This window comes from Bacillus sp. SRL543 (assembly GCF_984799205.1).
This window is the reverse complement of record NZ_OZ481794.1, coordinates 2,893,532-2,911,254: the sequence shown is the minus strand read 5'-3', so window position 1 is coordinate 2,911,254 and position 17,723 is coordinate 2,893,532. Positions and strand designations below refer to the sequence as shown.

The following is a 17,723-nucleotide window of genomic DNA, read 5'->3' as shown; positions in this document are numbered from 1 at the left end:
TTTCAATTGTAATATACTTTCTGGTAGACTATGATATCTTTAATCCTCCCTTGCACCCCTAATGTAATTTTTTTTGTTACAGTTTAGAGGCCGGGGAGATATTTCATTGTTTTTTTACCAATACTATTATCTGTGCTAAAAGAAGGAGGAACGGTCCATGATTATTATCCATGCCCATATAACGGTGGATCCGGCAAAGCGTGAAGTTTTCCTGGAGAAAACGAAAGAGGTAATCAAAGGGTCACAGGCTGAGGAAGGAAATATCAGCTATGATCTTTTTGAGAGTGCCGGTAATGAAAATTCATTTGTGATGCTTGAGAAATGGAAAGACAAGGAAGCTGTAAGGCTGCACGGGGAAACTGCCCACTTCCAGAACTATATGCAGGAAATGAAAGAAGTATTGGCAGCTCCGCTTAAGGCAGAACGCTTTGAAGCGGAAGAACTTTAAAACACACCAAGGGAGGACAACTGGTTTATGAAAGAACAATACAAACATTTTTTTGAGTCATTTACTTTTAAAAGTGGAATTGAAGTTAAAAACAGACTGGTAATGGCACCCATGACAAATTTCTCTTCAAATGAAGATGATACTGTTTCTGATGCTGAGGCTGCATACTATGCCCGCCGTTCAAAAGGGCCCGGGATGGTGATTACGGCCTGTACATATGTGACTGAGAATGGAAAAGGCTTCCCTGGGGAGTTTGCAGGCCATAGGGATGAGTACATCCCAAGCTTGAAGCGCCTTGCCGGAGAAATTCAGGCAGGCGGCGCCAAAGCGATCCTGCAGATTTTCCACGGCGGAAGGGAATGCCCTCCTGAGCTCGTCCCGGATGGAGACATTGTCAGTGCCAGTGCAGTTGCAGGCTCCGGTGAAGGAAAAAAGGAGCCGCGGGCGCTCAGCGGCGAGGAAGTTGAAAACATTATTAAAGATTTTGGTGAAGCGACAAGACGTGCAATTGAAGCAGGGTATGACGGTGTGGAAATCCATGGAGCTAATGGATACCTTCTGCAGCAATTCTTTTCTCCTCACTCAAACCGCAGGGAAGATCAATGGGGAGGCAGCCTTGAAAAAAGGCTCACATTCCCGCTCGCTGTTGTTGATGAAGTCAAGAAGACGGCTGCGGCACATGCTAAAAAGCCGTTTGCTGTAGGCTACAGATTTTCTCCTGAAGAACCGGAAACACCGGGTATCACAATGGGGGATACTCTTGTCCTGATCGATGAGCTGGCAAAAAAAGATCTCGATTATCTCCACGTTTCACTCCAGGACTTCTGGTCTGAGCCGCGCCGCGGAGTCGAGGACACAAGGTCCCGGATCGAAATCATCCAGGAAAGAGTCGGCAGCCTGGTGCCTGTCATCGGCGTTGGTTCTCTTTACACTCCGGAGCAGGTGGAAAAAGCGTTTAAAACCGGCGTCCCTCTCATTGCCCTTGGACGCGAACTGATCATTGATCCTGAGTGGGTGCAAAAAGTCGAAGAAGGCAGGGAAGACGAAATCAAAACCAAAATTGATAAAGATGCCCAGCAGGAACTGACGGTCCCAGATCCGCTCTGGAAGGCCATAGTCAACACCCCTGGCTGGTTCCCTGGCGTTTAACACTGTAAAAAGGAGCAGATATGATGAAAGTCAAAATCAACCGCAATGCGGCCAAAGTATTGAATAAGATGCTGCAGACAGCTGAAGAAGGCCAGCATATCCGCGTGTTCGTGACAGAGCATCACGGAAACCACGCCCATTATGACATCAGGCTAGACACCCCTTCAGAGCATGATGAAGTTGTGTCTACCGACAAGGATATTGACATCCTGCTAGACTCACGGGAAGATTTCCTGGATGGCGTATGGATTCAATACTTCTTTGTTCCAAAAGAGGAATTTGTTATCTACAATCCTTTAAAAGAAAACCATCATCATTAAAGAAAAAGCATGGTCGCTGCTGCTGCAGGATCATGCTTTTTCTCATGCTATATCCTTGTATTACCGGAGAAATCAGCAGCTTTCTTACCAGTGTTCACTGTTATCATTTAAACTTTAGTGCTTTTCCTGAGCAGAGAAGAGAAGATTCTTGTATAATAGAAACTGGTTTTTACGAAACCCGAAATATCTTGAACGGAAGCTGATGATATGTCCTTTATAACAATCTTAATCCCAATTTTTCTAATCTTCGGCCTAGGCTATGCCGGGCAGAAAATCTTCAGGCTGGAAACAAAGTCGCTGTCTATTGTTGCTATATATTTGATGACTCCCTTTCTTGCCTTCAGGACTTTTTATGAAACAGAATTCAATCTCGATTATGCGGTCATGGCCATTTATACATTAGGGCTCGCTTTAGCAATTATTGCGATCGTTTATGCTGTATCTTATTTTGCGGGGTACAGCAGGAAGAGAACCTGCGGCATCATTCTATCTACTGCCTTTATGAATAATGGCAATTACGGGACTCCGCTCGTCCTGTTTGCATTTGGACAGGAAGGAATTAAATATGCTGTAGTCCTTATGGTCATCCAGCAGCTGCTGATGTGCACCCTGGGGGTATACTATGCAGCTAAAGGGTCCATTGAAAATGCCAGCTTCAAAACGGCCCTGAAAGAGGTCGTGAGAGTGCCGATTGTTTACGGCGCATTGCTCGGAGCAGCATTGCAGTTTATGAACATTCCTGTCAGCGGAACTCTGATGGAAGCAGTCCGGATGGTAGGAGATGCGGCCATACCAACAGTCATGATCATCCTTGGGATCACGCTCGCCAATATTTCAGTGAAAAACCTGGAAATAGGCCCGCTCTCTGTTTCCCTTATCTTGAGAATGGTTGTATCGCCTTTGATCGCGCTGGCTCTTACATTTATCCTGCCTGCGGATACTCTGCTGAAGCAGATTATGATTGTCATGGCGGCCATGCCTTCTGCAGCAAATACGACCATGTATGCCGTTCAATATGGCACAGATCCTGAGCTGGTTTCAAGTGCGACGCTTGCCAGCACTTGCCTGAGCCTCATCACCCTGCCGATCATTCTGTACAGTGTGACTTTCATGCAGTAGAAGATTAGCAGAATCTGTTTACCTCTGTCGAAAATATGAGATAATAGATCTATCAGAGTATTCCTTTTTTTCAGCCTGTTATGGCAAAGGGGTTCTCAGGAGTTCATATCTTACTGACAGGGGATTGAGAGCTAGTATGAAGATTTGGTTTAACCGCTGGTTTACGACAGTGAGCCATTATATCACAATGATTAAGAATAATCCTGATAATAGGAGCTTCACCATATATGGGACGCATCCGGATAAGGACGCACTCTATTTGCAGGTCTGCGACTTTAAAGCGACAGAGCCGGATATAGCAGGTGAAGAATACATTTTGTTTTGCCTGGACTTTTGTGCCCGGAACGAGATTGAAATTTTTATTCCTCGCAAGGAAAATGTCCTGATTTCACGGAATCTTGCCCGCTTTGAAGCAATAGGGACCAAGGTGCTTGTCTGCCCGGATCCGATGCTGATGTCGTTCATGGACAACAAGGCGGCGATCTACCGGTCAATTGAGGAAAAGAATTCTGCTGGAAAGCAGCTGGTAAGCATACCTGATTACGAAGTGGTCAATACAGCGGCAGGCTTCAAGGAAGCTTATCACAAGCTTCGTGCTGCAGGCCATAAAGTCTGCTTCAAGCCTGTTATTGGAGAAGGGGCATATGGGTTCAGGGTTGTAAAGGATCGCGAAGATTCAATAGAGGAGCTGTTCGGGCAAGGGATCGGCCACCGTATTTCCTATGACAATGCCTGTAAAATTTTTTCGCAGCAGGAAAGATTTCCTGACCTGATGGTCCTGGAATATCTGGACGGCCCTGAGTACAGCATCGATTGCCTGGCTGACGGGGAAAAGCTTTACACCAGCATCCCGAGGAAAAAGGGCCAAGGACGGGTGAGGGAGCTTGAGGAAAACCTCCTGCTCAGCGGAATAGCCGAAAACCTCCACCGTGAATATCCGGTCCCTTATGTATTCAATGTACAAGTCAAATATGGGCAGGGTGTGCCAAAGCTTCTGGAAATCAATCCAAGAATGAGCGGGGGGCTTCATATCAGCTGCCTGTCCGGCATCAATTTCCCTTATCTTGCCATCAAAATCCTCTTGAATGAAAAGATTGATCCTGCTCCCCCGAATTTTGGGATAAGGGCAAGTTATCTTGAAAAAGAGGTTATTTTAAGCTGAAAAAGGAGCCTAAAGTCTCCTTTTTTATTTTTTAAAAAACTGAGCAGTTTCACTTTACATACCATACCAGGGTATACTACAATACAATTAAGGGGAGGGAATTTAATGGAAAAGGAAATAAATGAATTGCCGTTAGTCCCTGAGGGTGAAAGCTGCGATCATGTGAGCGGGCGGAAGAGCCATCACTCAGAAGCGACAAAGAAAAACCTTGTCACCAGGCTCAACCGGATTGAAGGCCAGATCCGGGGAATCAAAGGCCTGATTGAAAAGGATACGTATTGTGATGATGTTATTACCCAGATTTCAGCCACTCAGTCTGCTTTGAACAGTGTCGCCAAAATCCTGCTCGAGGGGCATCTGAAGAGCTGTGTAGTAGAGAGGATCCAGGAGAACGACCTTGAAGTGGTTGACGAGCTGCTGGTAACAGTGCAAAGACTAATGAAGAAATAAAGGAGGAATTCAGAATGGAAACAATCACATTAGAAGTAAAAGGCATGAGCTGCGGCCATTGCGTAAAAGCCGTGGAAGGCAGTGTAGGGAAGCTTGAAGGCGTATCTGCTGTAAAGGTAGACCTCGAAAATGGCAAAGTCAATGTCGAATATGATTCATCCAAAGTAAATTCAGGCGAAATTAAAGAAACAATCGATGAACAGGGCTATGATGTTGTCTAACAGCAGATAGCCGGCGGGACCGTGCTCAGGCACGTTCTCTTTTTCATCAAAATATACCCCGTATAGGTATAAGGAGATGTGGACGATGAGTGAGCAAGCAAAAGAAACTCAGTTTGAAATCAGCGGGATGACCTGTTCAGCCTGTGCCGTAAGAATAGAAAAAGGACTCAAAAGAGTTGAAGGCGTGGAAAATGCTTCAGTCAACCTGGCTCTTGAAAAAGCGGCTGTTCAATTTGATCCTGAAAAAGTGAAGCAGGAAGATATTTTTCAAAAGGTAGAAAACCTGGGCTATCATGTTGTGACCGAAAAGGCAGAGCTCACCATTACCGGGATGACCTGTGCAGCCTGCTCCGCACGTATTGAAAAAGGCCTTAACAAAATGGACGGAATTAGCGGAGCGAACGTCAACCTGGCGCTGGAAAGGGCAGATGTGGTCTATAATCCTGCTGCGGTGTCGCCAGCCGACCTTATTAAAAGAGTTGAAAAGCTTGGCTACGGAGCAGCCCTGAAAGCGGAGGAAGGAACAGGGGCAGAGCAGGACCACCGTGAAAGGGAGATTGAGAGGCAGAAAGGCAAATTCATTTTTGCCCTCATTTTATCATTGCCATTATTATGGGCGATGGCCGGACATTTCAGCTTTACAAGCTTTCTGTATGTGCCCGAGATGTTCATGAATCCGTGGGTGCAGCTGGCCCTTGCTGCGCCGGTCCAGTTTATCATCGGCCGGCAGTTTTATACGGGCGCTTATAAAGCACTAAGAAACGGCAGCGCCAATATGGATGTACTGGTTGCCCTGGGCACCTCTGCTGCCTTTTTCTACAGCTTATATCTATCAATAAGATCGATAGGTTCATTAGGCCACTCAGTAAATCTTTATTTTGAGACCAGCGCAGTCCTGATAACGCTGATTATCTTAGGTAAACTGTTTGAAGCTAAAGCAAAAGGGCGGTCTTCTGAGGCCATCAAAAAGCTGATGAATCTGCAGGCTAAAACGGCACGCGTCATCAAGAATGGCGAGGAAACAGAAATCCCCCTGGAAAGCGTCCTGCCAGGTGATATCCTTGCCGTGAAGCCAGGAGAAAAAATCCCTGCTGACGGTGTGATCCTTGAAGGCAGGACCGCCGTTGATGAAAGCATGATAACAGGAGAAAGCGTGCCCGCAGATAAGGAGTCAGGCGATTCTGTCATCGGGGCGACGATCAACAAAAACGGTTTTATAAAAGTCGAAGCAGCCAAAGTAGGGAAAGACACGGCCCTAGCCCAAATCATCAAGGTTGTTGAGGATGCCCAAGGTTCAAAGGCGCCGATCCAGCGCCTGGCTGACAAGATTTCCGGCATTTTTGTCCCGGTTGTTGTTGGAATAGCGGTGATTGTATTCCTCATATGGTATCTGTGGGCAGAACCGGGCAATTTTGCAGAAGCTCTTGAAAAATTGATTGCTGTCCTTGTGATAGCATGTCCCTGTGCATTGGGTCTGGCGACACCGACCTCCATCATGGCCGGCTCCGGGCGGGCTGCAGAATATGGCATCCTTTTTAAGGGCGGGGAGCATCTTGAACGAACACACCGCATTAAGACGGTTGTCCTTGATAAGACAGGCACAATCACCAACGGGAAGCCGGTATTGACAGATGTACTGACCGAAATGGATGAGACGGAGTTCCTGGCAATGGCAGGTGCGGCAGAAAAGCAGTCTGAGCATCCTCTTGCCGAGGCTATAACCGCTGGAATCAAAGCGCGCAATATAATAATGAAAGAAGCGGAAGAATTTGAGGCAATTCCGGGATATGGCATTAAGGCTGTTGTGGATGGAAAGAAGCTCCTGATAGGAACCAGAAGGCTGCTCAGCGGGAATTCTGTTGATTTCAGCTCTGCTGACGGAGATCTTGAAACGCTTGAGAGCCAGGGCAAAACTGCCATGCTGGCAGCCATTGACGGAAGGTTTGCCGGTATTATCGCGGTTGCAGACACGATTAAAGATACATCTGCCGAGGCGGTGGCACGCCTTAAGGAAATGGGTCTCGAAGTAATAATGATGACCGGCGACAATAAAGCTACAGCTGAGGCGATCGGCAGGGAAGCCGGAGTTGATGCTGTCATTTCCGAAGTGCTCCCTGAAGGAAAGGCAGAAGAAGTGAAGAAGCTTCAGGAGCAAGGGAAAATCGTCGCCATGGTAGGAGACGGAATCAATGATGCGCCTGCACTGGCTGTTGCTGACATCGGAATGGCTATCGGAACAGGCACTGATGTGGCGATGGAGGCAGCAGATATCACCCTGATCCGCGGCGACTTAAGAAGCATTTCCGATGCCATTTACATGAGCAGGAAAACAATCTCAAACATCCGGCAAAACCTCTTCTGGGCTTTTGGGTATAATACGCTCGGCATCCCTTTTGCGGCGCTCGGTCTGCTTGCACCATGGCTGGCGGGGGCTGCAATGGCATTCAGTTCGGTTTCAGTAGTCCTGAATGCACTGAGACTGCAGCGGGTTAAATTATAGGGGGGATTCAGTTGAAAAAGTGGGCGGTATCAGCCATACTATATTTGCTTCTCGTCATCGGAGGCTATTTTGTGTACGATGGATTTTTCGCTGATGTCCCTGCCGAACCAGAGCATGGGCATCAAGGCGAATAGGCCGGTGAATAAAAAATAAAACAGCGGGAAAAAGCTCCATATTACTGGGGCTTTTTCCTTTTTATATTGCGGCAAGTTCTTCTGAAGCCTTCCAGCAACAATTCATTAAATTTTTGGAATATAATAATAATAGACTGATTCATTAAAGGAGGAAAAAACTTGGCAGATAATCTTGAGCTGAAGAAAAAGATAACTGAAGCATTTGAGACAATAACGGGCATTCCGGCTGTCCAAATGGGGCTGATTTTCTTAAAAGAGGATAATGGCCGGACGGCGGCCGACCAAAAGGAATTGACAAGCATCCCGGCACCAACCTTTGAAGAGAGAGAGCGGGGGGAATATTACAGGAGAAGATTGGAGGAGCTGGGTCTTGAAAACATCAAGAAGGATGCAGCAGGGAATATTTTCGGCCTGAGGAAGGGAACCGGAAATGGACCAAGGCTGGCAGTTTGTGCCCATCTTGATACTGTTTTTCCGGCAGGAACTGACACAGAAGCTAAGGAAAAGGATGGAATCATTTATGCACCCGGCATCGCTGATGACGGAAGGGGGCTGGCAGCCGTACTGACTCTTCTCCGTGCTTTCAATGAATCAGGGATTGAGACGGAAGCGGACATCATGTTCGGAGCAACGGTCGGTGAGGAAGGGCTTGGGGATCTGAATGGAGTTAAGGCGCTGTTTGCACAGGACCATGGGATAGACGGATTTATTTCCATAGAACCGGGCAGCCCTGAGCGCATTACGTATTTGGCCGCAGGCAGTAAAAGATATGAGGTCATCTACCGCGGTCCGGGCGGCCACAGCTTTGGGGATTTCGGGACAGCGAGCGCCATACATGCTGCAGGAAAAGCTATTGCCGGCATAGCTGACCTGAAGGTGCCGGAAGATCCCAAAACAACCTTTAATGTTGGGACAGTATCTGGAGGGACTTCCGTCAATACGATTGCGGCGGAAGCAAGAATGATTATTGATCTCCGTTCTGTTTCGGCAGAAGAGCTTGCAAGAATCGAAGATGAGGCACTCTCTATCATTAAGGAGGCAGCAGGAGGATCTTCAGGAATTACAGTGGAAATCAAGCAGGTAGGCGACCGTCCTGCCGGCGGCCAGGATAGGGAATCAGCCATCGTCCAAACAGCCGCAGAAGCTTCAAGGCATCTTGGCTTTACAGCAACCTTTGAAAAAGCCAGCAGCACCGACTCTAATGTCCCGATAGCTCTCGGGATCCCGGCTGTTACACTTGGCGGTGGCGGAAGCTTTGGCGGCATACATACATTGCAGGAATATTTTGATCCTCAGGATGCGTACTATGGGCCTCAGGCTATTTTCCTTTCCATTCTGGGTTTGGCCGGAATAAATGGCATCTCCAGTCCGCTCCTTGGTGTTCACAGTAAAAATGCTTCAGAAAGGAGCTTATGATGGAAAATTTGACGATTGAACATTTTATGAATATCAGAAATGTGAAAAACCCTGTATACGGGCAGCAGGGAAAGATGCTGAATTTCATTTCGGACGCTTCCGGTCTTCCGCAGCTTTGGGAAACAAACCGCGCTGAAGGAGGCAATCCTGTACAGGTGCTGGAAACCGCTGAAAGGATTATGTTTGTTTCTTATATCCAGGGAACGAGAAAGAGGATTTTTGGCATGGACGAGGGTGTAAATGAAAAGCAGCAGCTTTTCCTTCTCACAGAAACAGGGGAGGTCATTCGGCTGACCGACTCGCCTGAACATATCCACAAGTATGGCGGGGTGTCCCCGGATGGAAAGTGGATTGCCTGGGCCAGCAATCGCCGGCACAGCACTTATTTTGATCTTTATATCCAGAGTCTTGAAAGCTTTGAAGTGAAAATGGTGTTCCAGGGAGATGGGAATTATTCACCAGTTCAATGGCATCCGGAAGGAAGCTCCCTGCTCATTGAGAAGATAAATACTAATCTTGATAATGACCTTGGACTGCTTGACCTTTCAGGGGGAACGGTGCAATGGCTTACAGATCATGAAGGGGAAGCTTCCTTTGCCAGCCCTGCGTTCAGCGAAGAAGGAAAATATCTGTATATGCTGTCGAACCAGGACCGGGAGTTCATGAATATCGCGATGCTTGACCTTGATACCCTGGAAACAAGATGGCTGGTTGAGAAGTACTGGGATCTGGAAGAGCTGAAGCTTAGCCCTGACAAAAAGAAGCTTGCTTTTTCCATTAACGAAGCAGGAATCTCGAAAGGTGCTTTATTTGAGATTGACTCCAATGAAGTGAGAGTGTGGGAATCTCCTGCCGGCGTCATTACGGACTTTACTTTTTCGCCTGACAATAGCAAACTTGCTTTTGTCCTTAATGGCCCCCAGCATCCTACTGACATCTGGGAGCTTGATCTTGATTCAAATAGAGCCAAAAGGGCAACCTTCATTTCCCATGATCCTGTGGTGGAGGAAAAGCTGTGCGCTCCTGAACTGATTTCTTTTGCTTCCTTTGATGGCCTTGAAATTCCTGCGTTCTACTATAAACCTAAAAATGCCGCTGGAAAGCTCCCGGTTGTTGTCTTTGTACATGGAGGCCCGGAAAGCCAGATCAGGGCAGTGTTCAATCCTTTCCTGCAATTTTTCCTTGATAAAGGATTCGCGGTTTGTACGCCGAATGTCAGGGGCAGCACAGGGTATGGAAAGACCTATACCCATCTGGATGATGTCAGGAAGCGGATGGACTCTGTCCGTGACCTGGTCCATCTTGCCGGCTGGCTTAAAACTGACGGAGGGGCGGACGAGAATCAGATCAGCATAATGGGAAGGAGCTACGGCGGCTTCATGGTTCTTGCGGCCATCACCCACTACCCGGAGATCTGGTCTTCCGCGATAGATATCGTCGGGATTTCAAGCTTCCGGACATTCCTGCAGAACACCAGCCCCTGGAGGAGAAAGATGAGAGAAGCTGAATATGGAAGCATAGAAAAAGACGGGGCATTCTTCGATGAAATTGATCCGCTGCATAAAACAGATAAGATTCAATGTCCGCTTCTCGTTCTTCACGGTGCCAACGATCCGCGGGTGCCGATTGAGGAAACAGAGCAGATTGTGGAGGACCTGAAGAACCGCAAGCATCCTGTAGAGTATATCCGTTTTGAGGATGAAGGCCATTTCTTTGTAAAAAGAGAAAATAATATAAAAGCTTATTCCGCTTCCTGGAATTTCCTCAATCAATATTCAGGAAAAGTTAATAATTAGCGGCTGCTGTTTCGATAGGCTGCAATAGACACTTTCAGGCTGCTGTATGACCCTATGCTGCGTACCCGTAAAACCATCCCATGAACAGGCCTGCCACGAAGTCATGCTTATGGCTGATCAGGACAGAAATGGCCAGTCCGCAAAGCAAGGCAACTGACGGGACTATTTTTCCCGGGATATTGAAATACAGCTCCAGCAGCTGTGTTACAATGAGAACCGCAGGTACGGCAAAGACGGCATCCCAAAAGTTGGTATGGATAACGGGGAACATGATGCTATCACCTTTCTTTCAAGTAAGGACAGTGCTGATGCACTCTATTTTTGCCGCTAACCGCAGAATTATTCCGGGGGGAAGAGTTTATGTATACAGCCGCAGCTATCATTTTGTGCTATCTGGCAGGCTGCATTAACGGGGCTTATTTGCTGGCCAGAAATTGGCAGGGAAAAGATATCAGGCAGATGGGCAGCGGGAACGCAGGGGCAAGGAATGCAGGCAGGGAGCTAGGGAAAAAAGGGTTTTTCTTTACGATCTTAATCGATGCCGGTAAGACAGTGCTTGCTTTGGCCGCAGCTGATGCTTTTCTGGGTCACATTGCGCTTCTGTTCTGTGCTTTTGCTGTATTATGCGGCCACATCTGGCCGGCGCCTCTTGGTTTCAGGGGCGGCAAGGGTGTCGTTGTGTATCTGGCATCTGCTCTTTATGTAGCTCCCGCCAGCCTGCTGGCTGCCTTTGTTGTGCTGCTTGCAGGATGGGGAATCACCCGCCGCTTTACGGTTCCAGGGCTTCTTGCAATGGCGGCAATGCCTGTTTCCATCTACCTGATAGGAGGCGGCGTTCCCGCATCAGGTGCATTTGTGATGATGCTCCTGATTGTGATAGCAGCCCATAACGACTATTTTTCGAAAAAAGCAGCAGCTTAGCTATGGAAGCCCTTTACAGCCAAAAGGCTCCTCTGCTTCCAGACAAAACAGTTGAGATGGAAGTTCAAATAAGGTAATATATAAATACAAGCTGCTTTGCCCGTAACCATAATAAAGTTTTAACCTTTAAGCTGTAATAGGGAGTTTTATATCGAAGCTGGAATGACAAGCCTCTGTCACATGTGACAAGGAGGACATGCAGGAAGGTTTCTGCAAACACCCACTTTGAGGAGTGGTGGTTTAAAACTTTCTTATATTTATTACGGCAAAAGTGGCTTACATAAGCATTAGAAAACCAGTTCCTTCTAGGAGCTGGTTTTTTGGTTTTTAAGGACTTTTTTTGAGAAGAAAAATATTGATGATTTTCCGCATTTTTTTTACGATGCCAAATTTCAAGCGGAAAAAAGGAATTTAGGGGTTGAACAGCCAATACTTTGTATATCCACTGAACAATATAGATGGGCTAGTTCCATATGGGGTACAAATTAAAAGTCAGCAGATTAATAATTTATGTATAGAAAGGTGAGAATAATGACTTTAAAGGCACACAAAGCCAAAATGATGATAGACAAGTCGTTTAAAATATCCGAAATTAACCCGAGGATATATGGATCTTTCATTGAGCAGCTGGGCCGGGCCGTATATGGCGGAATATACGAACTTTCTCACCCGAGTGCTGATGAGGATGGTTTCCGGCAGGATGTTATAAAACTGGTAAAAGAGCTTAGAGTGCCGATTATCCGCTATCCTGGGGGGAATATGGTATCAGCCTACAACTGGGAAGATGGAATCGGCCCAAAAGAATTGAGGCCTAAACGCCTGGATTTAGCCTGGAATTCACTGGAGACAAACGAAGTTGGAACAAACGAATTTGCAGCATGGGCTAAGAAAGTCAATGCAGAAGTGATGATGGCTGTGAATTTAGGTACCCGGGGCATTGATGCTGCACGGAATTTAGTGGAGTACTGCAATCATCCAGGAGGTACTTATTGGAGTGATTTAAGAAAAGAACATGGCTATACTGACCCTCACAATATCAAGGTCTGGTGTTTAGGAAATGAAATGGATGGACCCTGGCAAATCGGCATGAAAACGGCATATGAATACGGAAGGCTTGCTGCAGAAACTGCCAAAGCGATGAAATTGGTTGATCCTTCAATTGAATTAGTCAGCTGCGGAAGCTCAGGCTCCGGCATGGCAACATTCCCTGAATGGGAAGCTGAAACACTGGAGCATACATATGAAGCTGCTGATTATATATCTCTTCATCAATATTATGGCAATAGAGATAATGACACGGCAAATTATTTAGCCAGTACATTGGATATGGACAAATTTATAAAAACCGTCACTGCTGCATGTGATTATATGAAGGCAAAGAAACGCAGTAAAAAAACAATGTATTTGAGTTTTGATGAATGGAATGTATGGTTTCATTCTAATGCTCAAGACAAAACTATAGAGCCCTGGTCTGTGTCGCCTCCGTTATTAGAGGATATTTACACATTTGAAGATGCGTTGCTTGTGGGCAGCATGCTGAATACACTGCTGAAGCATTCAGATCGTGTAAAAATCGCTTGTATGGCACAACTGGTAAATGTCATTGCACCTATAATGACAGAAACAGGGGGCGGTATCTGGAAGCAATCCATCTTCTATCCATATTACTATACTTCTGTTTATGGACGCGGTGCAGCACTTCATTCCATTGTTGATTCACCTAAGTACGATAGTAAAGACTTTACTGATGTGCCATATCTGGACCAGTCAGTGGTTTATAATGAAGAAAATGAAGAACTGGTTATTTTTGCAGTAAATCGCAATCTGGAAGATCACTTGCTAGTAGATATTGATATCCGGTCGTTTGAGGGATATAAATTAGTCGAACAAGTTGTTCTTGAAAATGAAAATCCAAAAGCAAAGAATACAGTCGATAATGAGCAAGTAAAACCACAGACTAAGAGTGACTCTTATATAGAAAACGGCACTTTGGCTGCAGTACTGCCAAAAATGTCCTGGAACATGATCCGCCTTAAGAAGCAGGAGGCTTAATCCCGGCGTGAAAAGGCGAAAATAATTCGGATATTCAAAAGGTTTTATTTGTTATTAAATAACAACATCCAATAACTGTATCTGAATTTGAAGAGGAAGCCGCACACACCAGCTGGGTGGTGAACATTATGTTAATAAGCGCAAAAAGCCAAGGGAGAAAAAACATATGTTTTTCTCCCTTGGCTTTTTATAGGGCCTGCTTTAACAGGCCCAGCTTTATACAGGCTCTCTGCGGTTATCGATTTTCTTTGCCATGGAAAGGGCGGCCGACAGCTTTTCCTCTATATAATAGAGGGCATCAACATCACTCCGGGTCCCATCCAGATGTTCTTCTATAACATTGCAGAGCATTCCGGCCGCCCTTGTAACATGGTCCAGGGCCGAAGCAAGCTCCCAGTCTATGCATCTGTTTGTGGTAGCGATCATTTGTATTTCTTTCAGCTGCCGATGGACATTCCGGATAGAAATGGCATCGAACTGATCATGGATCATGCTCATTTTCATTCCCCCTATTTATTCTCCCCTTTACAAACTATGCATATCTCCCGGTTTATAGAATACGGCAATTACCGCAGGACGGCTGTTGATGGGAAATATTAATACCCTTTCTGGTAATCAACAAGATTAATGGAAGGCTTTTCTGCCTTTAAATATTTCTTTAAATTGGGAACGAGAATATCGTTAATGACCCTTTCGTCGTAATATTCTGTTGATCCGGAAGTATGGGGTGTGATGATGACATTTTCCATTTCCCAGAGAGGGCTGCTATCTTGGAGAGGCTCTTTTTCAAAAACATCGAGGCCTGCTCCGGCAATTTCGCCCTCTTGAAGGGCACTGATTAGATCCTGTTCGACCAGGATTTCACCTCTTCCGATATTGATTAAGAATGCTGTGCTCTTCATCCTTTTAAACTGTGATGCGGAAAACATAGAGCGCGTTTCATCTGTAAGAGGGAGTGTAATGACCACATAATCGCAGTCAGGCAGAATCTCATCCAGCTTTTCCGCTGTGTACATTTCGTCAAAGTACTGCTCCTCTTTACCTGAATGGCGCACACCGATCACTTTCATGCCAAATGCCTTTGCAATTTTGGCTGTTTCACCGCCAATGGCACCCGCACCGATGATCCCGATGGTCTTTTTGTGCATTTCCTGGTTCATATGGCTGTGATGCCACTTTTTCTCTCCCTGGTTTTTTACATAAGTATGTATTTTTCGGGTGAGTGCTAGCATCAGGCCAAAAATCGTTTCAGAGATCGGATAAGCGTGGACTCCATTAGCGCTTGTCAGAAACACACTGTTTTTTTCCAGCCTTTCAAGCGGAAGGTTATTGACGCCGGCGCTCCAAGCCTGAATCCAGCGGAGATTTTTGCTTTCCGCCGCCTGGGCCGCATCTTTTTTCCATCCTGCTATGATTTCAGCTTCCATCAGGTGGCTTTTCCAGATTTCAGGATCTTTCCCGGCGATGATGTTCCAGTTAGGCATAGCGTCTTTAACATTCTTTAACAAGTCTTCACGTAGATTTTGTGTAATGATCATTGTTTTTGTAGACAAATAAGTTACCTTCTTTCTATAGATGACAGAAATTTCGAATAATACTATTCTAACATCTTCGGAAAATAATAAAAAAAGAAATGCTCTTTAAGGCAAAACCGACTAAACGAATAGGGGTTTTGGAAAATGAAAGGAAAGTTGTGAATAGGAAGGATTTGGAGGATGACCATTACAACATAGAGAATTACTTCCTTATGAATGGCTTGTGATACAGAGTTTTACACGAATGATCCCAAAATTAACACGGAACACAAATACAGCCATTGAAAAAGAAAGACATTCTTTTTATAATTAAATAGACCGAATATTCTATATTGATAATAAACCAAATATCTAGGGGGAAAATGAATGCAAACTGCTGCTGGGCATACATATGAAGCTGCTTTAAAGAAATTTGAGGAAATCGATGAGAAAATAACCCATCTAACAAGCATCTCAAGCCTTTTGGGCTGGGATCAGAAAGTGATGGCCCCGAAAAAAGGAAGAGGATTATTTTCTAAGTCAATCGGGACGCTTGAAACGGAAATTTTTAAGCTTCAGGTGAGCGGGGAACTTGGGGAAGTGCTTGCTATTCTGGATGATGAAGAAAAAGCTTCACAGCTGGATGAAAAAATGAAGGCAAGAATCAGGGAAAGAAAAACTTACTATGATAAATCAAAAAGCATTCCTGCAGACTTGTACAAAGAATACAGCATTCTTACTGCCGATGCCAATCATGCTTGGGAAGAAGCCCGGGAGAAGAATGATTTTCTGCATTACCTGCCTTACCTGGAAAAAATCATTGATTACAAAAAACAATTCATAAAGCTTTATGGAGAATACGACCATCCTTATGACGCCCTGCTGGAAGATTTCGAACCAGGGCTGACAGTAAAAAAACTTGACCCTCTTTTTTCTTCTCTGCGCAAAAGCAGTGTGGAGCTGCTGAAGAAGATTCAGAACTCTGGTGCAGCATTGCCGGTTGAAGTTGTAAAACAGTCTTTCCAGGTTGAGAGGCAAAAGGATTTTAATAGAAAAATCCTTCCTGAGATCGGCTTTGATCTCGATGCCGGCCGGCTGGATGAAACAGTCCATCCATTTGCACAGCCTATCAATACGAGAGATGTCAGAATTACAACCAGATATGCTGAATACAATGTATTGACCGCCCTGTTCGGCACCATCCATGAAGCAGGGCACGGCATTTACGAGCAGCAGATAGATCCGGCGCTTGAAGGTACCTGTCTCAGGGAAGGGGCATCCTTCGGCATCCATGAGTCGCAATCCAGGTTCCTTGAGAATATGGTTGGCAGAAGCAGACAGTTCTGGAGCCGATATTATCCCGAATTCCAGAAAACCTTCCCGGAACAGCTGTCCAATGTGGCCGAAGATCAGTTTTACCAGGCGATAAATGCTGTTAATCCTTCCTTTATCAGGGTGGAAGCTGATGAACTGACATACAATCTTCATATCATGCTCCGCTATGAGATTGAAAAAAGCTTATTCGAAGGGTCGCTTATGGCAAAAGATCTTCCAGAAGCATGGAATAGAAAAATGGAGGATTACCTGGGGATTACACCTGAGACAGATTCAGCAGGGGTGCTTCAGGATGTACACTGGTCATTCGGCGGGTTCGGCTATTTCCCTTCGTATTCTTTGGGGAATCTGTATGCAGCGCAAATCCTGGAAACTATTAAAAAACAAATTCCGGATTTCGGGGAAAGGGTAGCGGAAGGCGATTTCAGCACGATCATGCAATGGCTGAAAGAAAATATTCATCAATATGGAAAAACCTTCACTCCGGATGTTTTAATCCAAAAAGTAACAGGTGAAGAGCTGAATGCTGAGTATCTGATCCGATACCTTGAAGATAAATATGGGAAATTATATAATTGCTGATGAAAGGCTCTCCCTCAAGGAGAGCTTTTTTCTTGAAAGACATGTATAGATAGAGGGTGATGTATTGAAAGCTTATATATTTCTGTTTGTCGCCATCGCTGCTGAATTATTCGGAACTTCCATGCTGAAGGCTTCTGAGGGTTTTACGAAGCTTTGGCCCGCCCTTGGGGTGCTGCTTGGCTTTGGAGTTGCATTTTTTGCTTTATCCCTTTCTTTAAAAACAATCCCACTGAGCATCGCGTATGCGATCTGGTCCGGAATCGGCACTGCTGCAACCGCAGTAATCGGCATATTGATTTGGAAGGAAAAACTCAGTATGCTGAGCGCTGCAGGAATCATCCTGATAATCCTTGGCGTTGTTCTCCTTAATATTGCTTCTCCTGCAAGCCATGCCGGAGAGGAAGAATCTGCCGTAATAGAAACAGAAAAGTAATTTACAAAATATTCTATTAATTGTATAATTATCCTAATGAATAAGCTTCATAGGCTTCTGGCAGCGAACCGGAAGCCATTTCCTTCTGTTTGAGCTCCGCATTTTTCATTTCTCTTCTTCGAATCCATCATATTCACCCTGTTCAGTCACAAATTCCTAGAACATGTACCA

17 protein-coding genes, 1 other RNA gene and 1 pseudogene are annotated in these 17,723 nt (G+C 45.5%); 16 read left to right on the top strand and 3 right to left on the bottom strand.

The features are described from left to right. Nucleotides 1–157: 157 nt before the first annotated feature. The 11 genes from AC4E8B_RS14925 (at nucleotide 158) to AC4E8B_RS14875 (ending at nucleotide 10,715) form a co-directional block, all read left to right on the top strand. Complete coding sequence (locus AC4E8B_RS14925) at nucleotides 158–448, top strand: putative quinol monooxygenase (RefSeq protein WP_490214155.1); 291 nt, start codon at nucleotides 158–160, stop codon at nucleotides 446–448. Nucleotides 449–475: 27 nt separating this feature from the next. Further along, nucleotides 476–1,597, top strand: a complete 1,122-nt coding sequence (locus AC4E8B_RS14920; RefSeq protein WP_490214154.1) for an NADH-dependent flavin oxidoreductase — start codon at nucleotides 476–478, stop codon at nucleotides 1,595–1,597. Nucleotides 1,598–1,620: 23 nt separating this feature from the next. Continuing rightward, the gene (locus AC4E8B_RS14915; protein ID WP_490219702.1) at nucleotides 1,621–1,917 is read left to right on the top strand and encodes an iron-sulfur cluster assembly accessory protein; all 297 of its coding nucleotides are present in this window, start codon (nucleotides 1,621–1,623) and stop codon (nucleotides 1,915–1,917) included. Between the two features lie 207 nt (nucleotides 1,918–2,124). Further along, nucleotides 2,125–3,036 carry an AEC family transporter gene (locus AC4E8B_RS14910; RefSeq protein ID WP_490214153.1) on the top strand — a complete coding sequence of 304 codons (912 nt, stop codon included), beginning with the start codon at nucleotides 2,125–2,127 and terminating at the stop codon, nucleotides 3,034–3,036. A gap of 136 nt (nucleotides 3,037–3,172) precedes the next feature. Next, nucleotides 3,173–4,198, top strand: a complete 1,026-nt coding sequence (locus AC4E8B_RS14905) for an ATP-grasp domain-containing protein (protein ID WP_490214152.1) — start codon at nucleotides 3,173–3,175, stop codon at nucleotides 4,196–4,198. A 105-nt stretch (nucleotides 4,199–4,303) separates the two neighbouring features. Further along, nucleotides 4,304–4,648, top strand: a complete 345-nt coding sequence (locus AC4E8B_RS14900; RefSeq protein ID WP_490214151.1) for a metal-sensitive transcriptional regulator — start codon at nucleotides 4,304–4,306, stop codon at nucleotides 4,646–4,648. Nucleotides 4,649–4,662: 14 nt separating this feature from the next. After that, nucleotides 4,663–4,869: a copper chaperone CopZ gene (gene copZ / locus AC4E8B_RS14895; protein ID WP_490214150.1), complete on the top strand. Its 207-nt coding sequence runs from the start codon at nucleotides 4,663–4,665 to the stop codon at nucleotides 4,867–4,869. An 85-nt stretch (nucleotides 4,870–4,954) separates the two neighbouring features. Then, complete coding sequence (locus tag AC4E8B_RS14890) at nucleotides 4,955–7,369, top strand: heavy metal translocating P-type ATPase (protein WP_490214149.1); 2,415 nt, start codon at nucleotides 4,955–4,957, stop codon at nucleotides 7,367–7,369. Between the two features lie 11 nt (nucleotides 7,370–7,380). Continuing rightward, the gene (locus AC4E8B_RS14885) at nucleotides 7,381–7,503 is read left to right on the top strand and encodes a hypothetical protein (RefSeq protein ID WP_490214148.1); all 123 of its coding nucleotides are present in this window, start codon (nucleotides 7,381–7,383) and stop codon (nucleotides 7,501–7,503) included. A gap of 159 nt (nucleotides 7,504–7,662) precedes the next feature. Further along, a complete protein-coding gene (locus AC4E8B_RS14880) occupies nucleotides 7,663–8,919 on the top strand; it encodes a M20/M25/M40 family metallo-hydrolase (protein ID WP_490214147.1) in 1,257 nt (418 codons plus the stop codon). Beyond that, nucleotides 8,916–10,715: a S9 family peptidase gene (locus tag AC4E8B_RS14875; RefSeq protein WP_490214146.1), complete on the top strand. Its 1,800-nt coding sequence runs from the start codon at nucleotides 8,916–8,918 to the stop codon at nucleotides 10,713–10,715. Before AC4E8B_RS14880 ends, AC4E8B_RS14875 begins: the two co-directional genes overlap by 4 nt. On the opposite strand, the pseudogene AC4E8B_RS14870 reads toward AC4E8B_RS14875, so the two are convergent. After that, nucleotides 10,712–10,989 (bottom strand): annotated as a pseudogene (locus tag AC4E8B_RS14870) (hypothetical protein). The gene AC4E8B_RS14875 and the pseudogene AC4E8B_RS14870 sit on opposite strands and share 4 nt — an antisense overlap. Before the next feature lie 86 nt (nucleotides 10,990–11,075). Between AC4E8B_RS14870 and AC4E8B_RS14865 the strand changes: the two are divergent. From AC4E8B_RS14865 to arfA, 3 genes are all read left to right on the top strand, one after another. Further along, nucleotides 11,076–11,636, top strand: coding sequence for a glycerol-3-phosphate acyltransferase (locus AC4E8B_RS14865; RefSeq protein WP_490214145.1), 561 nt, complete (start codon nucleotides 11,076–11,078; stop codon nucleotides 11,634–11,636). An 85-nt stretch (nucleotides 11,637–11,721) separates the two neighbouring features. Then, nucleotides 11,722–11,918: non-coding RNA, 6S RNA (ssrS, locus tag AC4E8B_RS14860), on the top strand. 249 nt (nucleotides 11,919–12,167) lie between these two features. Next, complete coding sequence (gene arfA / locus AC4E8B_RS14855; protein ID WP_490214144.1) at nucleotides 12,168–13,688, top strand: arabinosylfuranosidase ArfA; 1,521 nt, start codon at nucleotides 12,168–12,170, stop codon at nucleotides 13,686–13,688. 216 nt (nucleotides 13,689–13,904) lie between these two features. Here arfA and AC4E8B_RS14850 read toward each other — a convergent pair whose 3' ends face one another. Together AC4E8B_RS14850 and AC4E8B_RS14845 are read right to left on the bottom strand one after the other, a co-directional pair. After that, nucleotides 13,905–14,186, bottom strand: coding sequence for a hypothetical protein (locus AC4E8B_RS14850; RefSeq protein WP_490214143.1), 282 nt, complete (start codon nucleotides 14,184–14,186; stop codon nucleotides 13,905–13,907). Between the two features lie 98 nt (nucleotides 14,187–14,284). Beyond that, nucleotides 14,285–15,241 (bottom strand): D-2-hydroxyacid dehydrogenase, encoded by a 957-nt coding sequence (locus AC4E8B_RS14845; RefSeq protein ID WP_490214142.1) that lies wholly within the window; start codon nucleotides 15,239–15,241, stop codon nucleotides 14,285–14,287. Nucleotides 15,242–15,589: 348 nt separating this feature from the next. Between AC4E8B_RS14845 and AC4E8B_RS14840 the strand changes: the two genes are divergently transcribed. Both AC4E8B_RS14840 and AC4E8B_RS14835 read left to right on the top strand, forming a co-directional pair. Then, a complete protein-coding gene (locus tag AC4E8B_RS14840; protein ID WP_490214141.1) occupies nucleotides 15,590–17,119 on the top strand; it encodes a carboxypeptidase M32 in 1,530 nt (509 codons plus the stop codon). A 64-nt stretch (nucleotides 17,120–17,183) separates the two neighbouring features. Beyond that, a complete protein-coding gene (locus tag AC4E8B_RS14835; RefSeq protein ID WP_490214140.1) occupies nucleotides 17,184–17,552 on the top strand; it encodes a DMT family transporter in 369 nt (122 codons plus the stop codon). Nucleotides 17,553–17,723 lie beyond the last annotated feature (171 nt).